Origin of the sequence: Mucilaginibacter sp., assembly GCF_965225845.1 — a bacterium.
Taxonomy (GTDB): domain Bacteria; phylum Bacteroidota; class Bacteroidia; order Sphingobacteriales; family Sphingobacteriaceae; genus Mucilaginibacter.
The window spans coordinates 1,844,175-1,865,903 of record NZ_CBDDBL010000002.1 but is presented as its reverse complement, the minus strand read 5'-3'; the positions used below and the strand labels follow the sequence as shown (position 1 = coordinate 1,865,903).

18 protein-coding genes are annotated in these 21,729 nt (G+C 39.2%); 8 read left to right on the top strand and 10 right to left on the bottom strand.

Annotated elements, in window-relative coordinates; genetic code table 11:
* Nucleotides 1-48 precede the first annotated feature (48 nt).
* From ACYZ0U_RS12290 to ACYZ0U_RS12275, 4 genes are all read right to left on the bottom strand, one after another.
* Complete coding sequence (locus tag ACYZ0U_RS12290; protein WP_461452630.1) at nt 49-1,458, bottom strand: efflux transporter outer membrane subunit; 1,410 nt, start codon at nt 1,456-1,458, stop codon at nt 49-51.
* 18 nt (nt 1,459-1,476) lie between these two features.
* Nucleotides 1,477-4,677 (bottom strand): efflux RND transporter permease subunit, encoded by a 3,201-nt coding sequence (locus ACYZ0U_RS12285; protein WP_461452629.1) that lies wholly within the window; start codon nt 4,675-4,677, stop codon nt 1,477-1,479.
* A gap of 27 nt (nt 4,678-4,704) precedes the next feature.
* On the bottom strand, nt 4,705-5,844 hold the full coding sequence (locus tag ACYZ0U_RS12280; RefSeq protein ID WP_461452627.1) for an efflux RND transporter periplasmic adaptor subunit: 1,140 nt from the start codon (nt 5,842-5,844) through the stop codon (nt 4,705-4,707).
* A 275-nt stretch (nt 5,845-6,119) separates the two neighbouring features.
* A complete protein-coding gene (locus tag ACYZ0U_RS12275) occupies nt 6,120-6,719 on the bottom strand; it encodes a TetR/AcrR family transcriptional regulator (protein WP_461452625.1) in 600 nt (199 codons plus the stop codon).
* A 364-nt stretch (nt 6,720-7,083) separates the two neighbouring features.
* On the opposite strand from ACYZ0U_RS12275, the gene ACYZ0U_RS12270 reads away from it, so the two are divergent.
* Nucleotides 7,084-8,184, top strand: coding sequence for a hypothetical protein (locus tag ACYZ0U_RS12270; protein WP_461452624.1), 1,101 nt, complete (start codon nt 7,084-7,086; stop codon nt 8,182-8,184).
* Nucleotides 8,185-8,237: 53 nt separating this feature from the next.
* Here the strand turns inward: ACYZ0U_RS12270 and ACYZ0U_RS12265 are convergent, their stop codons facing one another.
* The 3 genes from ACYZ0U_RS12265 to ACYZ0U_RS12255 are packed head-to-tail and all read right to left on the bottom strand — an operon-like array spanning nt 8,238 to nt 11,135.
* A complete protein-coding gene (locus tag ACYZ0U_RS12265; RefSeq protein WP_461452622.1) occupies nt 8,238-8,765 on the bottom strand; it encodes a 5' nucleotidase, NT5C type in 528 nt (175 codons plus the stop codon).
* A gap of 39 nt (nt 8,766-8,804) precedes the next feature.
* Complete coding sequence (locus ACYZ0U_RS12260; protein ID WP_461452620.1) at nt 8,805-9,818, bottom strand: cytochrome d ubiquinol oxidase subunit II; 1,014 nt, start codon at nt 9,816-9,818, stop codon at nt 8,805-8,807.
* Between the two features lie 6 nt (nt 9,819-9,824).
* Complete coding sequence (locus ACYZ0U_RS12255; protein ID WP_461452618.1) at nt 9,825-11,135, bottom strand: cytochrome ubiquinol oxidase subunit I; 1,311 nt, start codon at nt 11,133-11,135, stop codon at nt 9,825-9,827.
* Between the two features lie 242 nt (nt 11,136-11,377).
* Here ACYZ0U_RS12255 and ACYZ0U_RS12250 point away from each other — a divergent pair, with 242 nt between their 5' ends.
* From ACYZ0U_RS12250 to ACYZ0U_RS12235, 4 genes are read left to right on the top strand one after another with little or no spacing between them, the layout of a single operon-like run.
* A complete protein-coding gene (locus tag ACYZ0U_RS12250; RefSeq protein ID WP_461452616.1) occupies nt 11,378-11,842 on the top strand; it encodes a RidA family protein in 465 nt (154 codons plus the stop codon).
* Nucleotides 11,843-11,851: 9 nt separating this feature from the next.
* The gene (locus tag ACYZ0U_RS12245) at nt 11,852-12,964 is read left to right on the top strand and encodes a D-TA family PLP-dependent enzyme (RefSeq protein WP_461452614.1); all 1,113 of its coding nucleotides are present in this window, start codon (nt 11,852-11,854) and stop codon (nt 12,962-12,964) included.
* 2 nt (nt 12,965-12,966) lie between these two features.
* Nucleotides 12,967-14,037, top strand: a complete 1,071-nt coding sequence (locus tag ACYZ0U_RS12240) for a dipeptidase (RefSeq protein WP_461452612.1) — start codon at nt 12,967-12,969, stop codon at nt 14,035-14,037.
* Nucleotides 14,038-14,058: 21 nt separating this feature from the next.
* Nucleotides 14,059-16,656, top strand: a complete 2,598-nt coding sequence (locus ACYZ0U_RS12235; RefSeq protein ID WP_461452610.1) for an MGH1-like glycoside hydrolase domain-containing protein — start codon at nt 14,059-14,061, stop codon at nt 16,654-16,656.
* A gap of 75 nt (nt 16,657-16,731) precedes the next feature.
* Here ACYZ0U_RS12235 and ACYZ0U_RS12230 read toward each other — a convergent pair whose 3' ends face one another.
* The gene (locus ACYZ0U_RS12230) at nt 16,732-17,175 is read right to left on the bottom strand and encodes a c-type cytochrome (protein ID WP_461452608.1); all 444 of its coding nucleotides are present in this window, start codon (nt 17,173-17,175) and stop codon (nt 16,732-16,734) included.
* 1 nt (nt 17,176) lies between these two features.
* Nucleotides 17,177-18,439, bottom strand: a complete 1,263-nt coding sequence (locus ACYZ0U_RS12225) for a PQQ-dependent sugar dehydrogenase (RefSeq protein ID WP_461452607.1) — start codon at nt 18,437-18,439, stop codon at nt 17,177-17,179.
* Nucleotides 18,440-18,693: 254 nt separating this feature from the next.
* Here ACYZ0U_RS12225 and ACYZ0U_RS12220 point away from each other — a divergent pair, with 254 nt between their 5' ends.
* Nucleotides 18,694-19,551: a hypothetical protein gene (locus ACYZ0U_RS12220; protein ID WP_461452605.1), complete on the top strand. Its 858-nt coding sequence runs from the start codon at nt 18,694-18,696 to the stop codon at nt 19,549-19,551.
* A 72-nt stretch (nt 19,552-19,623) separates the two neighbouring features.
* Here the strand turns inward: ACYZ0U_RS12220 and ACYZ0U_RS12215 are convergent, their stop codons facing one another.
* Nucleotides 19,624-20,574: an aldo/keto reductase gene (locus ACYZ0U_RS12215; protein ID WP_461452603.1), complete on the bottom strand. Its 951-nt coding sequence runs from the start codon at nt 20,572-20,574 to the stop codon at nt 19,624-19,626.
* Between the two features lie 96 nt (nt 20,575-20,670).
* Between ACYZ0U_RS12215 and ACYZ0U_RS12210 the strand changes: the two genes are divergently transcribed.
* Together ACYZ0U_RS12210 and msrA are read left to right on the top strand one after the other, a co-directional pair.
* Nucleotides 20,671-20,919 carry a DUF3820 family protein gene (locus ACYZ0U_RS12210; protein ID WP_461452601.1) on the top strand — a complete coding sequence of 83 codons (249 nt, stop codon included), beginning with the start codon at nt 20,671-20,673 and terminating at the stop codon, nt 20,917-20,919.
* 121 nt (nt 20,920-21,040) lie between these two features.
* Entirely contained in the window at nt 21,041-21,688 is a 648-nt protein-coding gene (gene msrA, locus ACYZ0U_RS12205) for a peptide-methionine (S)-S-oxide reductase MsrA (protein ID WP_461452599.1), read from the top strand.
* Nucleotides 21,689-21,729: the final 41 nt, after the last annotated feature.

Sequence of the window (21,729 nt, the reverse complement as noted above, 5' to 3'; positions counted from 1 at the left end):
CCTGCAGTAATTACTGCAGGACCTTTGTGTTTTAAATGAACTTTCTAATTATCTCCAGCCACCACCTAAAGATTGGTAAAGTTCAGATACAGCGCTTAACTCATCTCTTTTAATACTGGCTAATTGTAATTGACTTTGCAATACATTGCTTTGTGCAGTTATTACTTCTAAATAAGTCGCCAAGCCGTTTTGGAATAGTAAATTTGCATTTTGAGTAGCCCGGTTTAAAGTATTAACCTGGTTTTGCACAATAACTTGCTGTTGTTTTAGCTTATCTATTTTCACTAAAGCATCGCTAACCTCGCCTATGGCATTTAAAACTGATTGTTTAAATTGGATAACGCTTTTATCACGATTCACCTCGGCTACACGGTATTGGGTTTGTAGTTCTTTATGCTCTAACAAAGGTTGTATCACGCTACCGGCAACTATCCCAAATAATGACGATGGGATATTGAACCAATCACTCGCGCGGAAGGCATCTGTACCGCCGCTGGCTGTGATGCGCAGGGCAGGGTACATTGCTGCTTTATTTACGTTAACATTCGCGTTGGCTTCCTGAATAGCATATTCAGCACTTTTTACATCAGGGCGATTAGCCAATAGAGATGATGGTATCCCTGATGAAATGGTTGCTGGCACTTCGAACTGATCCAGCGTGGCGCTGCGGCTAATATCTCCCGGTAAACGGCCTGCCAGTATACTTAACGCATCTTCCTGAATTTTGATATTTTGCTCGAATTGCGGCACTAAGCTTTGTGCAGTTAGCAGTTGCGCTTCGGCTTGCTGAACAGCTAGTAAAGTAACCTGACCGGCATCGTATTGCAGTTTAATAATGCGCAGTGTACTATCGTTCAATCTTTCGTTGCTTTGAGCAATCTTTAATTGCTCGTCGAGCATCAGCAGGTTGTAATAACCTTGCGCCACATTATTTACCAAAGTAGTTTGTACCGCTTTTTTAGCCTCGATGGTTGATAAGTATTCGGCTAAGGCAGCTTTGCTTTTGCTGCGTATCTTACCCCAAATGTCTGCCTCCCACGAGAGTGATATGTAAGAGGTATAATCATCAGCAGCACTACTTCCTACGCCAAATGAACTTAAGCTAAGACCATTTAAACTGTTGTTTGATGGACGGTTAATAGTTGCCTGTACAGTAGCATCAACCTGTGGAACGTTGTTCCACTTGGTTTGACGGAACAACAAGCGGGAAGCTTCGATATTCTTAACAGCCAGCTGCATATCGTAATTACGGTTAATTGCGCTGTCAATCAAATTTTGCAATGTGGCATCACTAAAAAAGTTTTTCCATTGCATATCGCCGATACTTAAGGTATCAGCTGTTAATGCAGCATTCCTGAAATTATCAGGCAATGCCGGTTTGGGCGTTGCAATATCTTTTGACACCTTACAGGCGCTTAAGGAAAGCAGCAGTAGCAACCCGTTTATATATTTTTTCATTTTCTTGTCGTGATTAAATTATGCAGTAAACTCATTTTGCAATTCGGCTACCGAATGTCCATTAATATCATGTGGCAATATAGCTTGTGGTACGCCAGTTACTTTTTCCTGTAATCCCTGGAAGATGACAAACAGCACAGGTATAATGAATAGACCAAGCAATACTCCTGATACCATACCGCCCGCAGCGCCAATACTGATAGAGTGATTACCTTGTGCAGATGGACCGGTAGCAATACTCATCGGGAATAGGCCGAATACGAAGGCTAATGATGTCATGATAATTGGGCGAAGGCGTAATCTTGCTGCTTCAACAGCAGCTGTTACTAAAGAGTGCCCCGCTTTACGGCGTTGAACAGCAAACTCAACAATCAGGATGGCGTTTTTGGCTAGTAATCCAATCAGCATGATAAGTGCTACCTGTACATAGATATTGTTTTCGATTCCGGTTAAGCCCAATACCACAAACACCCCAAGAATACCAGTAGGTATTGAAAGTATTACAGCTAATGGCAGGATATAACTTTCGTATTGTGCTGCTAATAAGAAATATACAAATATTAAACAAAGCACAAATATTATAGTTGACTGACCACCTGATGAGATCTCTTCACGTGTTTGGCCTGAGAATTCATAAGCATAACCGTTTGGCAGTTGTTCTTGCGCTGTTTCCTGTATGGCTTTAATTGCATCACCAGAGCTATATCCTGGTTTAGGAATAGCGTTTACCTCAATAGAGTTAAACAGGTTATAACGCGACGCGGTTTCTGAGCCATAAACACGGGTTAACTTAACCAAAGTATTGATAGGTACGCTTTCGCCCGTAGCGTTTTTAACAAAAACTTTGTCAATAGCTGTTGGATCGGTCCTGTCAGCAACATCAGCCTGAACTATTACACGGTAGTATTTACCAAAGCGGTTGAAATCTGATGCTTGGGATGTACCAAAGTAAGATTCCATGGTCGCCAGGATGTCCTTAACACTTACACCAAGTTGAGCAGCCTTCTGGTCATCAACTTCTAATTCTAACTGCGGATAATCGGCTTTATAGGATGTAAAAGCATAAGCGATTGCCGGTTTCGCCATTAATTTCCCGATGAAGTTATTAGCTACTCCGCTAAATTTATCCAGCCTGCCATTTGTTTTATCCTGCAACATTACATCAAGAGCTTCCACGTTACTAAAGCCGGGGACGGTTGGAAAGCTAAATACGAAAAATGTACCACCAGGTATTCCGGCCATTTTACCCCTTACAATATTTTGAATGTCATCTATATTCTTAACTGCACCTCTATCTTTATTAGGTTTTAACAACAGGAAGATCTGACCTGCAGACGGACTGTTTGAAAGTGTTAAAAAGTTAAAGCCCGCCAATGACATCACAAACCTTGCAGATGGTAAGGTGTTTAATTGAGCCTCGGCTTGTTTCATTATTTTATTGGTATTGGCTAATGAAGTTCCGGATGGAGTTGAAACTGCGATAGCCACAAAACCCTGGTCTTCTGTAGGAATAAAACCTGTTTTTGTTCTGCCTACCAGGAAAACCGTTATTGCAATCACCAAGGCAAGCCCGGCCATACTGATCCATTTATTACCGATCAAGATTTTTATACCACTAATATACCTGTTGGTTATATAATTAAAGCTACCATTAAAGCCTGCATAAAATTTATCAACAAAGCCTGTTTTAGGTGCATCATGACCATCAACAGCATGCTTATTCTTTAAAAATAATGCCGCAAGTGCCGGACTTAAAGTTAAAGCGTTAACAGCTGAGATAACAATAGCTATCGCCATTGTTAATGCAAATTGCCTGTAAAATATACCTGTTGAGCCTGTCATAAAACTAACGGGTAAAAATACCGCCGCCATAACCAGTGTAATGGATATAATGGCACCACTTATTTCGCTCATGGCGCTGGTAGTTGCCGCTTTAGGCGTTAGTTTTGGATCATGCTCCATTTTGGCATGCACAGCCTCAACTACAACAATCGCGTCATCCACCACAATACCGATGGCCAACACAAGCGCGAACAAGGTTAGTAGGTTAACAGAGAACCCAAGGAGGTTCATGAAGAAGAAGGTACCAATAATAGCCACGGGAACAGCTATCGCCGGTATCAATGTAGATCTGAAATCCTGTAGGAATAAAAATACCACAATAAATACCAGTACAAACGCTTCTACTAAAGTATGTTCAACCTGGTCGATAGATTCGTCAAGATCGGTTTTGGTACGGTAGAACTGATTATATTTGATGCCTGCCGGGAAATCCTTTGATAATTTCGCCATCAGCTTATCAATATCAATTTGTATTTGGTTAGCATTTGAGCCGGATAATTGTATAATACCGATTGTAATTCCTTCGTGCCCGTTTAAGCGGTTTATACTGCTATAACTGTAAGCCCCAAGTTCAACACGCGCAACATCTTTTAAACGTAATATTGAACCATCAGCATTTGCACGGATAACAATATTCTGATACTCCTCAGGTGTGGTAAGCTTACCTTTATATTTAATTACATATTCAAATGCTTCATTACTTTGCTCGCCAAATCTGCCGGGAGCTGCTTCAAGGTTTTTGTCCTGTATAGCTGCCGTAACTTCGGCGGGTGTAACTTTGTAAGCTGCCAATTCAGCAGGATTTAACCAAACACGCATGGAATAATCCTTTATGCCACCAAATACCTGTGCAGACCCTACACCCTGGATACGTTTAAGTTCAGGGATAATATTGATTTGTGCATAGTTATTTACAAAGGTCGCATCGTATTTTTTAGAGTCTTCGGAGTAAATACCCATAGCGCCAATAAAGCTATTTTGTTGTTTGGTAGTGGTTATACCATATTGTATAACTTCAGCCGGTAACTGGCTTGTTGCCTGTGAAACACGGTTTTGAACATTAACCGCTGCCTGATCGGGATTGGTGCCCTGTTTAAAGTAAACCGTAATACTAAGTGTACCGTCATTACTGGCAGTAGAGGTCATATAGGTCATATCTTCCACACCGTTAATCGCTTCTTCTAATGAAGGGGTAACGGAACGCAGGATGGTTTCGGCATTAGCGCCCGGATATACCGCGGAAACCAATACCGACGGGGGAGCGATATTCGGGAAGCGCTCAAGGGGTAGCTTCGTTAAGCTGATCACACCAACTATCACCAACAAAATGGAGATAACAGTTGCGAGTACAGGCCTTTCTATAAATCTGTTAAACATGATTTCTTAAATTATGTGTATGAATAATTATTTAGTTACAGTCGCTACAGTTTTGTCTGTAACTTTTTGGGGTTGGATAACCATTCCTTCTTGTAACTTGTCAACACCGCTCAATACAATCTGGTCGCCAACTTTTATACCGTCTTTAACCAGGTAATTATCGCCGCTCTTGCCAACAATAGTAATAGCTTGTTTTTTTACTTTGCTGCTATCACCTACGGTAAATACAAATACTTTATCTTGCATATCAACCGTTGCCGATTCCGGCACTAATAAAGCATCCTTATGCACCAGGCTCAGTTGAACTTTACCGGTATTGCCGGAGCGTAATAAACCCTGTGCATTCGGGAAGTTTGCGCGCAGTGTGATTGCTCCGGTAGTTTTATCAAATTGTCCGTCAATCATGTCGATCTTGCCTTGTTGGCCGTATGAACTTGCATCAGCCAATAGGAGCGTTACCGGCGGCAGGTTTTTTAATTTTTCTTTAAGGGTTTCACCCGGATATTGCTCTTTAAAATCAATGAAATCCTTTTCTCCCAAAGAAAAATACACGTGTACGTTATGCACATCAGATAACAATGTTAAAGCGTCAACATCACTTGGCGCAACAAGGCTCCCTTGTTTTTTTACAAGGCGACCGATATAACCGCTTACCGGCGCTTTTATAGTGGTATAACCCAGGTTAATTTGAGCTGTGTTTACATTTGCTTTTGCCTGTTCAACGTTAGCTTTTGCAACATCGTAAGTTGCTTTAGCAGTTTTAAGCTGATAATCAGATACAACTTTGTTTTGTACTAAAGGCGTTAATTTATCAATTTCTAATTGCGCATTGGCAACCGATGCTTCGGCAGCGTGCATGCTTGCAAGCGCATTGTTTAAAGCGGCGCGATAAGGTAAATCGTTTATTTTAAATATTGGCTGACCTGCACTTACATAAGCACCTTCATCAACAAATACTTTATCTAACGAGCCGCTTACCTGCGGGCGGATTTCTATGTTTACCGTTCCTTCTATTGATGCGGGATATTGCTGGTAAGTAGTGTCAGTTCCGGTTGCAACAGTAGCTACAGGAAGTGTTGGAGCAGGTGGGGCACCTGCCTGTTGCTGCTTCGGCGAGCAACTATATAATGCTGTGATAGCTATAAGCCCTAAAATAATTCGTTTCATGATGTGTTGTTTAAATTTTAAGTTAGTAGATCTGTTAATATATGATAGATTGGATTGATGTTAGTAGTTTAGTATTCTCATTAATTTCCCTATAAAATAGCTGGCACTCATAGTGATATACCATAAATACGATTTAATGCCATTAGATTTTTTAACAGTGTTAACCAAATGGCAAAAACTGTGTATTATATTTTTCATTTTATTAATTAATATATAGTAATTGTGTTTTTAATTTTGATATTCTTAACAGATGGCGATATCTGCCATTGAGAAAATTATTCTTTTATTCTTGTGATAATACCGGTTATCGCATCTCTTAAAACATCTCGGTTCATTTCGTCAGAGAATCCTCTGCTTAACAGATTGATTGATATAAGGCCATGTACAACAGACCAAAAGGTGTAATATTTTTTACAGATGATCTCAGATTCCATATCTGTTTCCCCGATAAGTTCACCTATAACTTCGGTAAAGATATCCCATGGCATATCTGCTTCAGGTAAATTATTTACCATTTCGCAGCAATTTGTAGTTATGCCGAACATACTTTGATAAAGTTCTTTATTTTCAAAAGCAAAATTCCAGTAAGCAACCCACATAGCTTCCAGCTGTTTGGCCGGCAACCGGTGTTTATCCTTTGCTTCCTGCAAATCTTTTGCTAAAATCAAATAACCCTTGCGTGTTAGTTCAAGTAGAATAGCTTCTTTATTTGAGAAATATTCATAGATAATGGGAGCAGTATATTCAATTTTGTCTGCAATTTTGCGCATACTTAAAGCTTGCCATCCATCTTCTTTTACAATTTGTAAAGAAGCATCCAGTATATTACACCTGGTTTCTTCTTTTAATCGTAATATTCTATCCTTGCTTCCCATTTGTTTACTCCATTAAATCATTTAACAGTGTTAAGCAAATGTACAGTGATAAATTATAAAGGATGTACATTTAATTGTCATAATTAAATTACAGCATTAAAATATCTAAGACTAATATCGTTAATTTTTTGATAGACCGTAAATTATAGACAGATTTATTAGTGGATGCTGTTTTAACAGTAACATCTTAAAATATTCAACGTAAAATCAGTCAAAAGAATAAAAAGAAACTTAATTTTATCGAGAGAAAAGTAATGTTAATCGATAATGTAATATAATTACTTAATTGGTAGTTGATATTTGCTAACAATACCAATTAAACAAAGCCAATCATCATGTCAATTATAATATGAAAAACAAATACATGCAAAAATACCTTCAGGTTTTAGCTTTAGTTTTATTTATTAGTGTGATATACTCGTGTAAAAAGGATAAAACATCGACGACAAAGCCTGTTGTTGACGCCGCACCAGTAAGCTTGGGATTATTTGAATATAGCGACGGAACAAATTATCGCATATTTATTCCGTTAACTCAAATCGGAACCCAGACTGTTAATTACGATGAGGTTTTTGATACAGGTTCAGCAGGTTTGGCAATTGATGCGCAAGGAATTCTCCCTGATTCATTAATTACAAAAAACGGATTTGTTTTTAGCGGAGATTCACTGGTTGTTGATGGAATAACCATTACTTCAACCAAAAGCGAAATGGATTATGGTGATAATACCGACGAAACTCAAGTTAAGGGTAATGTGGCTTATGCCAATATAACTATCGGTAATAATTCAAATGGCCTCCTTATTAAACGGGTGCCAATATTTTTATACTATGCCATATTTGATGTTAAAAATGGTAATACTGCTAATGAAACACAATTACCTTCGCACTCGGCGGATATATTTGGCGTAAGCCCTGAATATAGCTACGCAAGCAATTTAATACTTAGTCCATTAAGTTATTATAAACCAGGCACCGGATTAACCAATGGATTTAAATTAGCAAAGATGGTAAGTACAGATTTTACGAGTAATGGTGTCTATGAGCAAAATATACTTACATTGGGTTTAACAAAGGCCGACTTGGCATCAACATCTGGTTTTGTTATGCATAATGAAACTTATACTTCCGTAGACGGATATTCACCAGATGTACCGGGGACAATAACTTACAACGGTAATACGATCTCAGCTAATTTTTTATTTGATACCGGTACTCCTGAAATATCAATTATTGAAAATAAAGCGGCAAGCACCGGAATATTGCCTGCTAGTACTACAATAACATTAAAAACCACAGAAGGGTTTACTTATAGCTACACGACAACTTCAACAACCGATATTACTGAAGTAGAAAATCCAAGTATTACCGGTGATATCCGTACAATATTCAGTCTTGAGTTTTTTATTAATAATGAGTATTTAACTAATTACACTGGTCATCAAATTGGGTTGAAGAATAATTAGCGTAAAATGTAATAAACAAAGGATGCAGACTGATCAGTCTGCATCCTTTGTTTTTAAGCTTTATCTTTCATTAGCTCAACTACCTCTCGCCACGTATGAACTCTTCTGTGATGATTGTGATTGTAATTAAAAATAGAGTTAAACATTAATGTTTCTCCTTTAAAGGTATCCAGATTCATGATCATATCATCAATCATAAAATCAGTATTGATGATGCTTTTATTCCCGCAAAAAACAATATTTCTCCAGCTAATGAATGGGAAGTTGATATTTAACCATTCTAACTTTTCCGATAAGCTTTGCGGAAACTCAACTGCCGCTGATACAATGTATATTTCAAAGCTTTCGGATAATGTTTTTAGTGCTTCAACGGCACCGGGCATAACCGGGGCTGTTAAAAAGAAACCAGGGGTATAAACAAATTTTCTTACAGCACCATCCGGGAATGCTTCGGCAGCAGTAAGGCCAAGTATATTTTCAGGTAACACTTTAATACCGTAGTCACGTTCGTACCAGTTAATAAAATGGGTATCTATATCAGCAATTACGCCGTCCATATCAATAGCAATAGTTTTTTTCATGTTATAAATGTTGTGCGGTAAATATATCAATCCAAATATTTACACAATGTTATTTTTTCGCTGAAAGCTATAAAATAGGTAACCTAATGCTGGCAATATCATTAAGCTGCCTAATAACAATCCCCAACCAAGATCTGTTATGGTTGTCATTGGTGCATGATCTTTAAGTACAGATAAATTATTTCCACCTTTTACCATGATTATGTTCGGATAATGCCTGTATCCAACAGATAATAATATCATACTCACCTGGAACGCGGCCAGTATCCGGATGACCTTTGTTTTGCCCTTATTCAATAAATACCATAATAACACCAATGAAACCGATGCGGCTATAACAGCTATCAAGCTCACCGGGTTACCGAATATCCAATGAGCCAAGTGCACGTTCTCAACTTCAGCAGCTAAAAATACAAGGCCACCAAAGGCAACTGCTGCTGCATTCATAATTACCGCCTTTTTGATAAAGCGTGTAACGTCAAATTGTTCTTTAGCTTCGCCGATAAGATAGATTGCTGCTAAAAAGCCACATAGCGCTACCGTAAAAAAGCCTACAGCAATGGAAAACCAATTTAACCAGCTAAAAATATAGGTGTTTAAATAATCGGTCGCGTTGGGGTCTATTTGCCTTGAAATAACGCTGCCGGCAATAATTCCAAGGAAAAGTGGTGTAATAAAACTAGAGTAAACGAAAATGTGGTTGTATAAATCCTGCCATTTATCATCCTTTATAGCGTCATAATTTCTAAAGGAAAACGCTGTGCCGCGAGCTATAATACCAAGTAGCATAATTAATAAAGGGATATGCAAATAGGTGCACATATTGCTGTAAATTGTAGGAAACCCTACAAATAATATCACCACGGCAATAATCAACCACATATGGTTTGCCTCCCATATTGGGCCGATGGCTTCATACATTGTTCTGCGTGTTCGTGTTTTGTTATTATTTGATGTAAAAAGCTCAATTATACCCGCGCCAAAATCAGCTCCACCCAACAAAAAATATAGTAGTATAGCAAAAAATAAGTAAAGAATAACTACAGTAAGCATATCATATCAATTAACATCATACAACTTAGGAACCATTTTTATCTGCCTGATAAGCAAAAATACCACAGCAAGGCTTAGCGTAAAATAAACAATTGTAAAAAGGTAAAAAGAATAATGTATTCCAGGCATAGGAGTTACAGCCTCGCTTGTACGCATAACACCTTGTATTATCCATGGCTGCCGCCCAACCTCTGTAACAGTCCAGCCAGCCTCAACTGCTATAAAACCGAGTGGCGTTGCTGCAATAAATAATTTAAGGAACCAGCCTTTAATAAGCCAACTTCTTTTCTTCCATAAAGCAAAAAAGTACAGCAGGCCTATCAACAGCAAAAACATGCCGATAGCTACCATAAGCTGAAAAGCATAATGAGTAACAGGCACATTAGGTTGGTCTTTTTTAGGTATCTGGTCTAAACCTTTTACGGGCGTTTTTAAATTGTCATAAACCAGGAAACTTAATAATCCGGGTATTTCTATTCCGTCATTAACTTTTTTGCTGACAGTGTCCGGGAAACCGCCGATTAACAAATCAGAGTACGGTTCTGTATGAAAATGTGCTTCCATAGCAGCAAGTTTTGCTGGCTGGCGTTGTGCAGCTCCTTTGGCCGATAGATCGCCACTTAACGGTTGTAATATTGCCGCCACCGCACCAAATGCAACTGCAATTTTAAATGACTTAGTATGAAAAATTATGTTCTTTTTCCTGAAGATCATTAACGCATGTATACCTGCAACCGCAAAGCCCGTGGCCGCAAATGCAGCTATGGTCATGTGCAATGCTTCGGAAAACCAGGCAGCATTAAACATGGCTTTTATCGGGTCGATATTAGTGTATTGACCATTAACATAATCAAACCCGGCAGGGCTATTCATCCATGAGTTTGCCGATACTACTAGTACGCCCGATATAACTCCGCTCACACCAACAATAATTCCGGTAAACCAATGAAACCATTTATTAAACTTGTCCCAGCCATACAGAAAAAAGCCAAGTGCGATCGCTTCAATAAAAAATGCGATACCCTCTAAAGAAAACGGCATGCCGAAGATAGGGCCTGCATGTTCCATAAATTTAGGCCACAATAAGCCTAATTCGAATGAAAGCATAGTGCCGGAAACCGCACCTGTTGCGAAAAATATAGCTACACCTTTGCTCCATGCCTTGGTAATGTGCATATAAAGCGGGTTATTAGTCTTAATATATTTATAGTTTGATATTGCCATAAAAACCGGCATAACCATACCGATGCAGGAGTAGATGATGTGAAAGCCCAGCGAAAGGGCCATTTGCGAACGTGCGGCTATAAAATCATTCATATGTTATGTATGATAAGTACTGCAACAAATATACCCTATAGGTTTAGTAAGATTTGGAATAATCAACCCAATTGAATTAAATAGAATAATTCTAAAATGCAGATTTTCTTGTATTTACAATTGTTTTCGATATTGAAGTGACTTAGATCTCGTCTCAATAAAGTAAATTTAAAAAGTGTTGTTGATCCCCATAGGATAGACTATGATTTATTTTTATGTTTGCTTACACAACACCTTATGAAATGAATACTCCCGAACAAAACTTCGCCGCTTTAGGTCTCAATTTGCCACCTGCACCAAAGCCACTGGGCGTTTACAAACCCTGTTTAATTGATGGTAAATATTTATACCTGTCTGGGCATGGTACAGTACAGGATGATGGTAGTTTGATAATCGGGCGTGTAGGTGATACCATTTCGCAGGAAAACGGAAAATTAGCAGCACGCCAGGTTGGCTTGGCAATGCTGGCAACCATAAAAGCGAATATCGGTAGTTTGGATAAGGTTAAGCGTGTAATAAAAGTGCTTGGTATGGTTAACTGTACTTCTAATTTTGAGAAGCATCCTTTCATCATCAACGGCTGCAGCGAACTTTTCGCTAAAGTTTGGGGCGAAGAAAATGGAATTGGCGTACGAAGCGCGGTAGGTATGGGATCATTACCGGATAATATCCCCGTTGAAATAGAAGCGTTGTTTGAACTTATATAATAAATTAGCATGACCGAGCAGCGCTGGTATACCATTAAGGATGTTGATCAACTGGATACACCGGCCTTGGTTATCTACCCGCATCGCGTAAAGCAAAATATCGATATAGTTAAAAATCTGATCGATGATGTTTACCGGTTACGTCCACATGTAAAAACACATAAAAACAGCCATGTAACGCAACTGATGCTCGATGCTGGTATCACTAAATTTAAATGCGCTACCATTGCCGAGGCTGAAATGCTGGGTATGGCCAACGCGCCGGATGTGCTGTTGGCTTATCAACCTGGCGGACCTAAAATTAAACGGTTAATACTGTTAATATTAACCTATCCTGCAACAAAATATTCTTGTTTGATTGATAATCAGCAATCAGCCAAAGCAATCTCGGATGCCGCTATTGAAAACGACATTAACCTAAATGTTTTTATTGATCTGGATGTTGGTATGCATCGTACCGGGATTATTCCTGATGATGAGGCCGTAAAACTCTATAAGTATTGTGCGGAATTACCCGGAATTACACCAATTGGTTTACATGCATACGATGGACACATCCATGATGCCGATCTGATCGAGCGTACACAAAAAAGTAATAGCAGCTTTGCACCGGTTCTTAAACTGCAAGCTGAACTAAAACAAAAAGCTTTTACACCTATCGTTGTTTCAGGTAGTACGCCAACATACAGTATAAATGCTGCAAGGCCAGATATTGAATGCAGTCCTGGTACGTTTGTTTATTGGGATAGAGGCTATCAATCTGCTTTTATTGAAGAGCCATTTCTTACAGCGGCATTAATTGTTGCGAGAGTGATCTCGCTGCCAACAGATACTACTATTTGTATTGATTGCGGGCATAAATCCATCGCATCAGAAAGTGAATTAAGCAAACGCATTTTCTTTTTAAACGCGCCAGAATTAAAAATGAAAGGCCATAGCGAAGAACATTTGGTGGCAGATGCTGGTGAAGATCATCAATACAACATCGGCGATGTGTTATATGGTTTGCCTTGGCACGTGTGCCCTACGGTTGCTTTGTATGAGCGCGCCATCACTATTGAAAATAATATCATAACCGGCGAATGGCTGAATATAGCTCGCGACCGTATAATAACCATCTAAATATGTTCACTATTGATGCCCATTTAGACCTGAGTATGAATGCGATGGAATGGAACCGCGATCTGCGGGATTCTGTTGCAACGATAAACGCTCGTGAGCAAGGTCTAACTGATAAACCTGATCGGGGCAACGCAACCGTTTCATTGCCGGAATTAAGAAAAGGAAATATTGGCTTAGTCGTTGCCACACAAATAGCACGTTATGTTGCGCCCGACAATCTTTTACCCGGCTGGCACTCACCCGAACAGGCATGGGCGCAAACACAGGCACAAATTAGCTGGTACAAAACCATGGAAGAGGATGGGCAAATGGTGCAGGTTAATGATTTGCCAAGCCTGGAAAAACATATTGCTTTATGGGAAAACAATACGCCATCAGCTAATAACCCCATCGGTTATATTTTAAGTTTAGAGGGTGCAGATTCGATTGTAACTATTGATCATCTGCAACGTGCTTATAATTATGGTTTGCGTGCTGTTGGCCCTGCGCATTACGGTCCTGGTAGATATGCTCAGGGCACTGACGCGACGGGTTATATGGGGTCAAAAGGGCACGAGTTGTTAAAAGAAATGGAGCGTCTTAATATTATACTGGATGCTACCCATTTATGTGATGACAGTTTTTGGGAAGCACTGGATAATTTTAACGGCCATGTTTGGGCAAGCCACAATAACTGCCGGGCACTGGTAAACCATAACCGTCAATTTAGTGATGAGCAAATTAAGGAGCTTATCAATCGTGGCGCAGTGATGGGTTGTGCGATGGATGCCTGGATGATGGTGCCAGGGTGGGTAAGAGGCAAATCTAACCCTAAAGAAATGAATTGTAATTTGGAAGTGCTGATAGATCACTTGGATCATATCTGCCAAATAGCTGGAAACTCTTTACATATCGGTATTGGTTCAGATATGGATGGCGCATTTGGTACAGAACAATGTCCTTATGATTTGGTCACTATTGCAGATGAAAAAAAAATCCCCGGTCTATTAAAAAGACGTGGATATACTGACGGCGATATCAAAAATATAATGCACGGTAACTGGCTACGCTTTTTAAGGAAAGCTTGGGCTTAAATCAAACTTATCAACGATATTATGAAAGCAGAGCAACAACGGTTAAAAGACCCTAAATGGAAAAAATGGGGGCCATACGTAAGCGACCGCCAATGGGGTACAGTTCGCGAGGATTACAGTGCCAATGGCGATGCCTGGAACTATATCACTCATGACATGGCACGTAGCAAGGCTTACCGCTGGGGTGAGGAAGGTATTGCAGGCATCTGTGATGATGATCAGTTGCTTTGTTTTTCTGTTGCATTGTGGAATAAGAAAGATCCTATTTTAAAGGAACGATATTTCGGGTTAAGCAACCCCGAAGGTAACCACGGCGAGGATGTGAAGGAACTGTATTATTACCTGGATAATACACCAACCCACTCCTATATGAAAACGCTTTATAAATATCCGCAGCAAGCTTATCCATATCAATGGCTAGTTGATGAAAATAAACGCCGTACCCGTCTTGATCCTGAGTTTGAACTAATAGATACCGGCCTTTTAAATAACAACGATTATTTTGATGTGTATACTGAGTATGCAAAAAACTCACAAGACGATATCCTGATAAAGATCACTGTTCACAATCGTAGTATGAATGATTGTGAGTTAAATGTACTGCCAACTATTTGGTTTCGGAATACCTGGGCTTGGGGATATGATAATTACTTACCTGAACTTACAGCGGATTCACATGGAGTTATTGAGGTTTATCATACCAAATTTGGCCAGCTTTGGTTAAATGGCGAAGGCTCACCGGATACCTTATTTTGTGATAACGAAACTAACAATCCTAAACTTTACAATTATGCGGATGGTAAATCTTATTATAAAGACGGAATTAATAATAACATTGTAAACGGTGAAGATACCGTCAACCCTAAAAAAACAGGTACCAAGGCAGCTATTAATTACGATGTTACGGTTAAGGCAAAGGATAGTGTAACAATTCGCATGCGCTTATCTGGTGATGCAAAAAACGGGTTTGATGATTTTGATAATATTTTCAACGCCCGTATCGCTGAAGCCGATGAATTTTATAAAGATATACAGCAAAATAATCCTAACCCGGATAGTATAATGGTGCAGCGCCAGGCTTTTGCAGGTATGCTGTGGACGAAGCAATTCTATTATTTTGATATCAATCACTGGCTAAGCGGCGACCCCGCTGAACCAAAGCCTCCTGCAGAAAGAATCAATGGGCGAAATAGTAAATGGACAAGCTTCAATGCACGGGATATTATATCAATGCCTGATAAATGGGAATATCCCTGGTTTGCATCCTGGGATCTGGCTTTTCATTGCCTGGCCTTGGCTAATATCGATATGGATCTGGCAAAGAATCAATTATCACTTTTAGTTAGGGTTTGGTACCAGCATCCTAATGGTGAATTACCTGCATATGAATGGGATTTTGGCGATGCCAACCCTCCCGTACATGCACGCGTAACCTGGGAGATATACCAAAAGGATAAGGCCGCCAATAATGGCAAAGGTGATACCATGTTTTTAGAGCGCATTTTTCATAAGCTAATGCTTGATTTTACGTGGTGGGTAAACCGAAAGGACGCTGTAGGTAATAACATATTTGAAGGTGGATTCCTGGGATTGGATAATATCGGTGTATTTGACAGGAATGCCCGTTTACCTATGGGTGAACATCTTGAGCAGGCTGATGGTACAAGCTGGATGGCCATGTATTCGTTAAACCTTTTGAGAATTGCCACTGAGCTGGCGAGTTATAATAAGGCTTATTCAGATATTGCCTCGAAGTTTTTTGAACACTTTATTTACATAGCCGGCGCCATGGCTAACCTGGGAGAAAATAATGCCGGTTTGTGGGATGATCAGGACGGTTTCTTTTATGACCAATTGCGTTTACCTGATAATACCACGGAAAGGATGCGCGTACGTAGCATAGTGGGCTTAATACCATTATTCGCAGCTGAAGTGCTTGACAATAACGATATCGTTAATAACCCAATATTCAGCAACAGGATGAAATGGTTTGCTGATAACCGCCCGGATCTCGCTTCTTTAGTGTCGAGATGGAACGAAAGCCGGAATAATGGAAAGCACATGATCAGCTTACTGCGTGGTTACCGCATGAAATCATTATTAAAGTATATGTTGGATGAAAACGAATTTTTAAGTGAATACGGCATTCGCTCAGTGTCAAAATATCATTTAAATCATCCTTATAGTGTAAATGTTAACGGAATGGGGTTTACTGTAAAATATACTCCCGCCGAAAGTGATAGCGGGTTGTTTGGAGGTAACAGCAACTGGCGCGGGCCAATCTGGATGCCCATTAATTATTTGTTAATTGAAAGTTTGCAACGTTTTTATGAATATTATGGCGATGATTTCAAAATAGAATGCCCAACCAATTCCGGTGTATTTATGACGTTGAGCGAAGTTGCAAATGAGCTATATCGTCGTGTATCAATTATCTTCTTACGTGATGATACCGGTAAACGGGCGGTATTTGGCAACTATGATAAAATACAATCTGATCCTGAGTTCAAAGATCATCTTTTATTCTATGAATATTTTGATGGCGACAATGGTCGCGGAGTAGGGGCATCGCACCAAACCGGCTGGACTGGCTTAATTGTGAATTGCCTGTATAGGTAAAGAGTCAAGAAATAAGAGTCAAGGATTAAGACAAAATACTTTTTCATCTTAACTCTTGACTCTCGCATTGTGATTCTACTTTTTGTTAGCGGCTCTTACGCTTTTAACCATAGCTACTGAAACCGCACTTGCTTTGTTTGTGAAGCTATTACGTATATACGTAAGCACGTCAGCAATTTCCTGGTCTTTCAAAAAATCATGCGATGCCATGGTGTTTGAGTAAGTGTTGCCGTTTATTTCAACATCCTCATTAAACCCATTCAATATTATTTTTATCAGTTTGGTTTTATCACCCAAAACATAACTGGTTTGTATTAATGGCGGGTTCATGTTTTGCACGCCATGGCCATCAACCTGGTGGCAGGTTGCACAATTTTGTGTATAAACAACCTTGCCATTTGCGATCGACATAGCCAATCTGGCTTTGGCGGATTTAGAAGAATGCTTTACCTGCGCATTTAAATAATTGCAAGATAATAGGATAACCAATAAAACTACTGCGGATTTTATAAACCTCATACTATTTTTTATAAGTAATTTTAAAGATGGTTCCTTTATTGTCATCGGTTACGTATAGCGAACCATCAGGTCCTTGCGCTAATCCGCATGGACGGTGAACAGCATTACCGCTTTCTTTTTGAGCCTGCGTACCTGCAAAGCCATCAGCGAAAACTTCCCATTTCCCGTCAGGCTTGCCATCTTTAAATGGTTGGAAAACTACAAAATATCCTGCTTGCGGCTCCGGTGCGCGGTTCCATGAACCATGGAACGCAATGAAAGCGCCATTCTTATATCTTTCAGGGAATTGGTTACCTGTATAAAATAATAACCCATCCGGTGCCAAATGGCCTGGAAACGCAACTGCGGGATCAATAGTTCCTTCGCCGGCTGTTTTTTTGCCGTCACCGCCATATTCCGGAGCTAATATTTTCTCGTGTTTTTCCTGGTCGTAATAAATATAAGGCCAGCCTGCGTTATCGCCTTGTTTTAAGGCATATAGACATTCGGCAGGTTCAATTGCAGATTGCTGGGTAGTATACAGGTCCGGGAAAAGATCATGTAACTGATCACGGCCATGTTGCATTACAAAAAGTTGATTGTCCTGTTGGTTCCAATCTAAACCAACTACATTTCTCAATCCTTTAGCATAATGAATTCCATCACCATAATGTTGGTCTAATTTATCAGCCTTAAATTCCCATATTCCTCCTGCGGAGTCCAAAATAGGGCAACCCGGCCTGCCCGGTGATCCTTTTTGACGATCTTTCTCCTGGCATGAGTTCGAGTATGCGCCAATATTAACGTAAAGATTACCGTTATTATCTAATACAATAGATTTTGATTCATGTTCACGACGGTTTAACAAACCCGTAACAATATGTTCAGGTGCATTAGGATTAATAACTTCTCCTTTAACGTTTAATTTATAACGGTAAACATCTTCGTTTGATGAAGCGTACAGGTAACCATCTTTAATATACATTCCTGTACCGGCATAATCGCCAAAGCCGCTAACCACTGTCGCTTTGCCATCGGCCTGGTGAAGGTATAATATGCCTCTGCCATTCTTAGCACGGTTAAGCTTCACATAAATATCTCCCTCATGAGTAATTGCAATATGCCTTGCACTACCTAAATTATCAGCTACTATGCTCGATTCAAAACCTGCAGGCAACGTTAATCCGGCGCTTTCTGGTGTTGCATTTTTTGATGCCAGTGATATTACCAGTGCAGGTATAGCAATTAATGGTAATAAGGCCATAAATATTCTATTCTTTTTCATACTTGAGAGTTGATGTATAGTAAAGTTAACTAAATACAATTTAATGACTATATATGTTTAATAAGCGACAGGAATTTTACAATAGATATTAAATTGATAATGGGATTAGGACATCATATAAAAAAATTAAATTCCGTATATAAGTTATTATGTAAAATATTATTTTTTAAAATGGTGATATGTCTATATAAAAATGATAATAGGGTTAAACTTTTGGAATTTAATACCGTCCTAATTGTATAAAATTTAAAAAAATGAAAAAGTTAGTTTTATTATCAGCAATTGCAATGAGCGGTTTGTTTTACAATACTGCTGATGCACAATTTAGGGTTCATTTAGGTGTAAATTTAGTTCCAAACAGGGTTGTTGTAGCGCCGGGGGCTGAAGCGCCAGTTTACGCTGATGCAGTTTATAACAATGATGACTATTATTATTTACCTGATGTAGATGCTTATTATAATATCAGTCAGCAATGTTATTATTATTTTGATGGCGATAATTGGACCTCTGCAGCGTTTTTACCCGGGGAATACCACGATTTTGATTGGAGAAACGCCCGAAGGTATGAGGTTCGCGAACCTCATCCATATTTGCGTAACGATTTTTATGTAAATCGTTACAAGGGTAACGAATACGCCTTTAAGAAGGATAGTTACCATGGAAATTTTGATAACCATGCTGATCATTACGGTTACCGTGAACCTCAGCACTTTGACAATGATGGTTATGGACAGCACTTTAATGATAACAGGAATAACGGTCAAAACAATAACCCGCATTTTCAAAATGGTTGGGATCCTAATCGTCAACCTGTTCAAAATCAAAATTATCAGGATCAAGGCCGTAATAGGGGTAATAATAATAATTGGAATAATAACCGCGGTAATCAACAGCAACAAGGCAACCAGGATCAAGGCAGGGGAATGTTAAATAATGGTAAAAATAATCATAATAATGGCAATCAACAACAACAAAACCAAGGCAATCAAAGCCATGGAGGAAATCAACAACAATTCGCCCAAAACCAAGGTAGCCATGGAGGCGAACAACGTGTTGCCCAAAACAATCAGCAACGTGGAGGTCACGGTGGCGGTTCCTGGAAAAGGTTTTAAGTTAAAAATAACATCTTGTTATAAAGGAAAAGCCGCTTATAAGCGGCTTTTCCTTTTATTGGCAATTAAATTTCAATATTTACTCGCATTATTTAAAAGTTCAATTGCACTTTGATCGAGGTTAAGTTGAGTAGCCGCAACGATATCTTTTAATTGCCTTGTACTGGTAGCGCTGGCAATAGGTGCAGTTATTCCGGGGCGGGCAGTTGCCCAGGCTATCGCAACACTGGCTGGCGTGCTATTGTAGCTTGCTGCTACTTCATCTAAAGCTTTTAATATACTAAAGCCACGGTCGTTTAAATATTTCTTTACACCTTGTCCACGTTTGCTCTTATCAAGGTCATCTTCTGATCGGTATTTACCGGTTAAAAATCCACTTGCCAAAGAATAATAAGTAATTACGCCGATGTTATTTTCAACACATAATGGTTCAAGTTCTTTTTCATAACCTTCACGGTCATATAAATTATATTCTGGTTGAAGCGTCTGATACTTTGCGAAACCGTTCTTTTCACTTACTTCAAAGGCTTTTTTAAGTCGTGACGCTTCGTAATTAGACGCACCGATTGCTCTAACCTTACCTTGTTTAATTAAATCAGTATAAGTTGAAAGCGTTTCCTCCAATGGCGTATCTTTATCGTCGCGGTGTGATTGGTAGAGGTCGATATAATCAGTTTTTAATCGTTTTAATGAATCTTCAACAGCTTTAATAATATAAGTTTTTGATAAGCCTTTTTTATCAGGGCCCATTTCCATCCCAACTTTAGTTGCTATAATTACCTGATCACGTTTACCGCTTTTTTGAAGCCAGTTACCTATGATTGTTTCTGATTCGCCGCCTTTGTTTCCCGGTGCCCAGGCCGAATACACATCAGCTGTATCAATAAAATCTAAACCGCTGGCAACGTAAGCGTCTAATACTTCAAATGATGTTTTCTCGTCTATTGTCCAGCCAAACACATTTCCGCCTAAAGCAAACGGATTAACTTTTATACCTGATTTCCCCAATTCTCTTTTTTCCATGATATTATGTTATATGAATACGTATTTATAACAGCATTAAAATTTTAGTGTTTGCCAAAGGAATGTAAATAAGCCGTGATAAGTTATCTTTACTGCATGGAACCTGTTCGTCCCGATTCAAAAATCCTGATAGAGATCATTCAAACAAAAATGCCTTATGGCAAATATAAAGGCACACCAATTTGCGACCTGCCGTCTTATTACTTAGAGTGGATGAGCAGTAAAGGCTTTCCGCCAGGCAAAATGGGGATGTTGTTATCAAGCGTTTACGAGATAAAAACAAATGGATTGCAAAGCATTATCACGATGGTTAAAAATGCGCTTAAAGAAGGTAAAATAAAATAATATGATTTGTAAGGAATTGAAACATTCCGCGACTAAGCTGTTTATTGATTATACGCTGAAATGACAAACCACAATTTGTACTAAAACGTATTTTAATATGGTTAATATAATTAAAAACAAAATGAAAAAAGTCATCTTATATACAGCATGTATATTATTATTTGCTGGTTGCGCTAACGGGCAATCAAGCAGTTTTGCGAAATTACCCCAACCAAAGCCGGGAGAACAGGTAGCAGATTTTGCCAGCGGATGTTTTTGGGCATCAACAGAAGCTTTTTCTGAGCTTAGGGGTGTTGATAAAGTTATTGCCGGTTATGCCGGTGGTACAACGGCCCATCCAACATACGAGGAAGTTTGCAGCGACAATACCGGCCATGCAGAAACAGCGCAGGTTTATTATGATCCGAAGGTGATTAGCTATGCAAAATTGGTTGAGGCATTCTTTTATGCGCATAATCCAACCGAGTTAAATTACCAGGGACCTGATCAGGGCACAAGTTACCGTTCAATAGCTTTTTACCGCACACCCGAAGAAAAAGCGATTATAATGAATGAGATCAAAACTATAAATGCATCCAGGCATTATAATGCTCCTATAGTAACCCAGGTAGTTCCTTTTACCGTCTTTTATCCTGCTGAAGAGTATCATCAGAACTATTATAAACTTCATCCTGATCAATCTTACATTGAGGCGGTTTCAAAGCCCAAGGTTGAGAAGATGAGAGCTATGGAGAAAAGCCAGTTAAAGCCGGAATACCAAAAAATGTAGATCATAAAAAAGGCTCACGATATTATCGGGAGCCTTTTTTA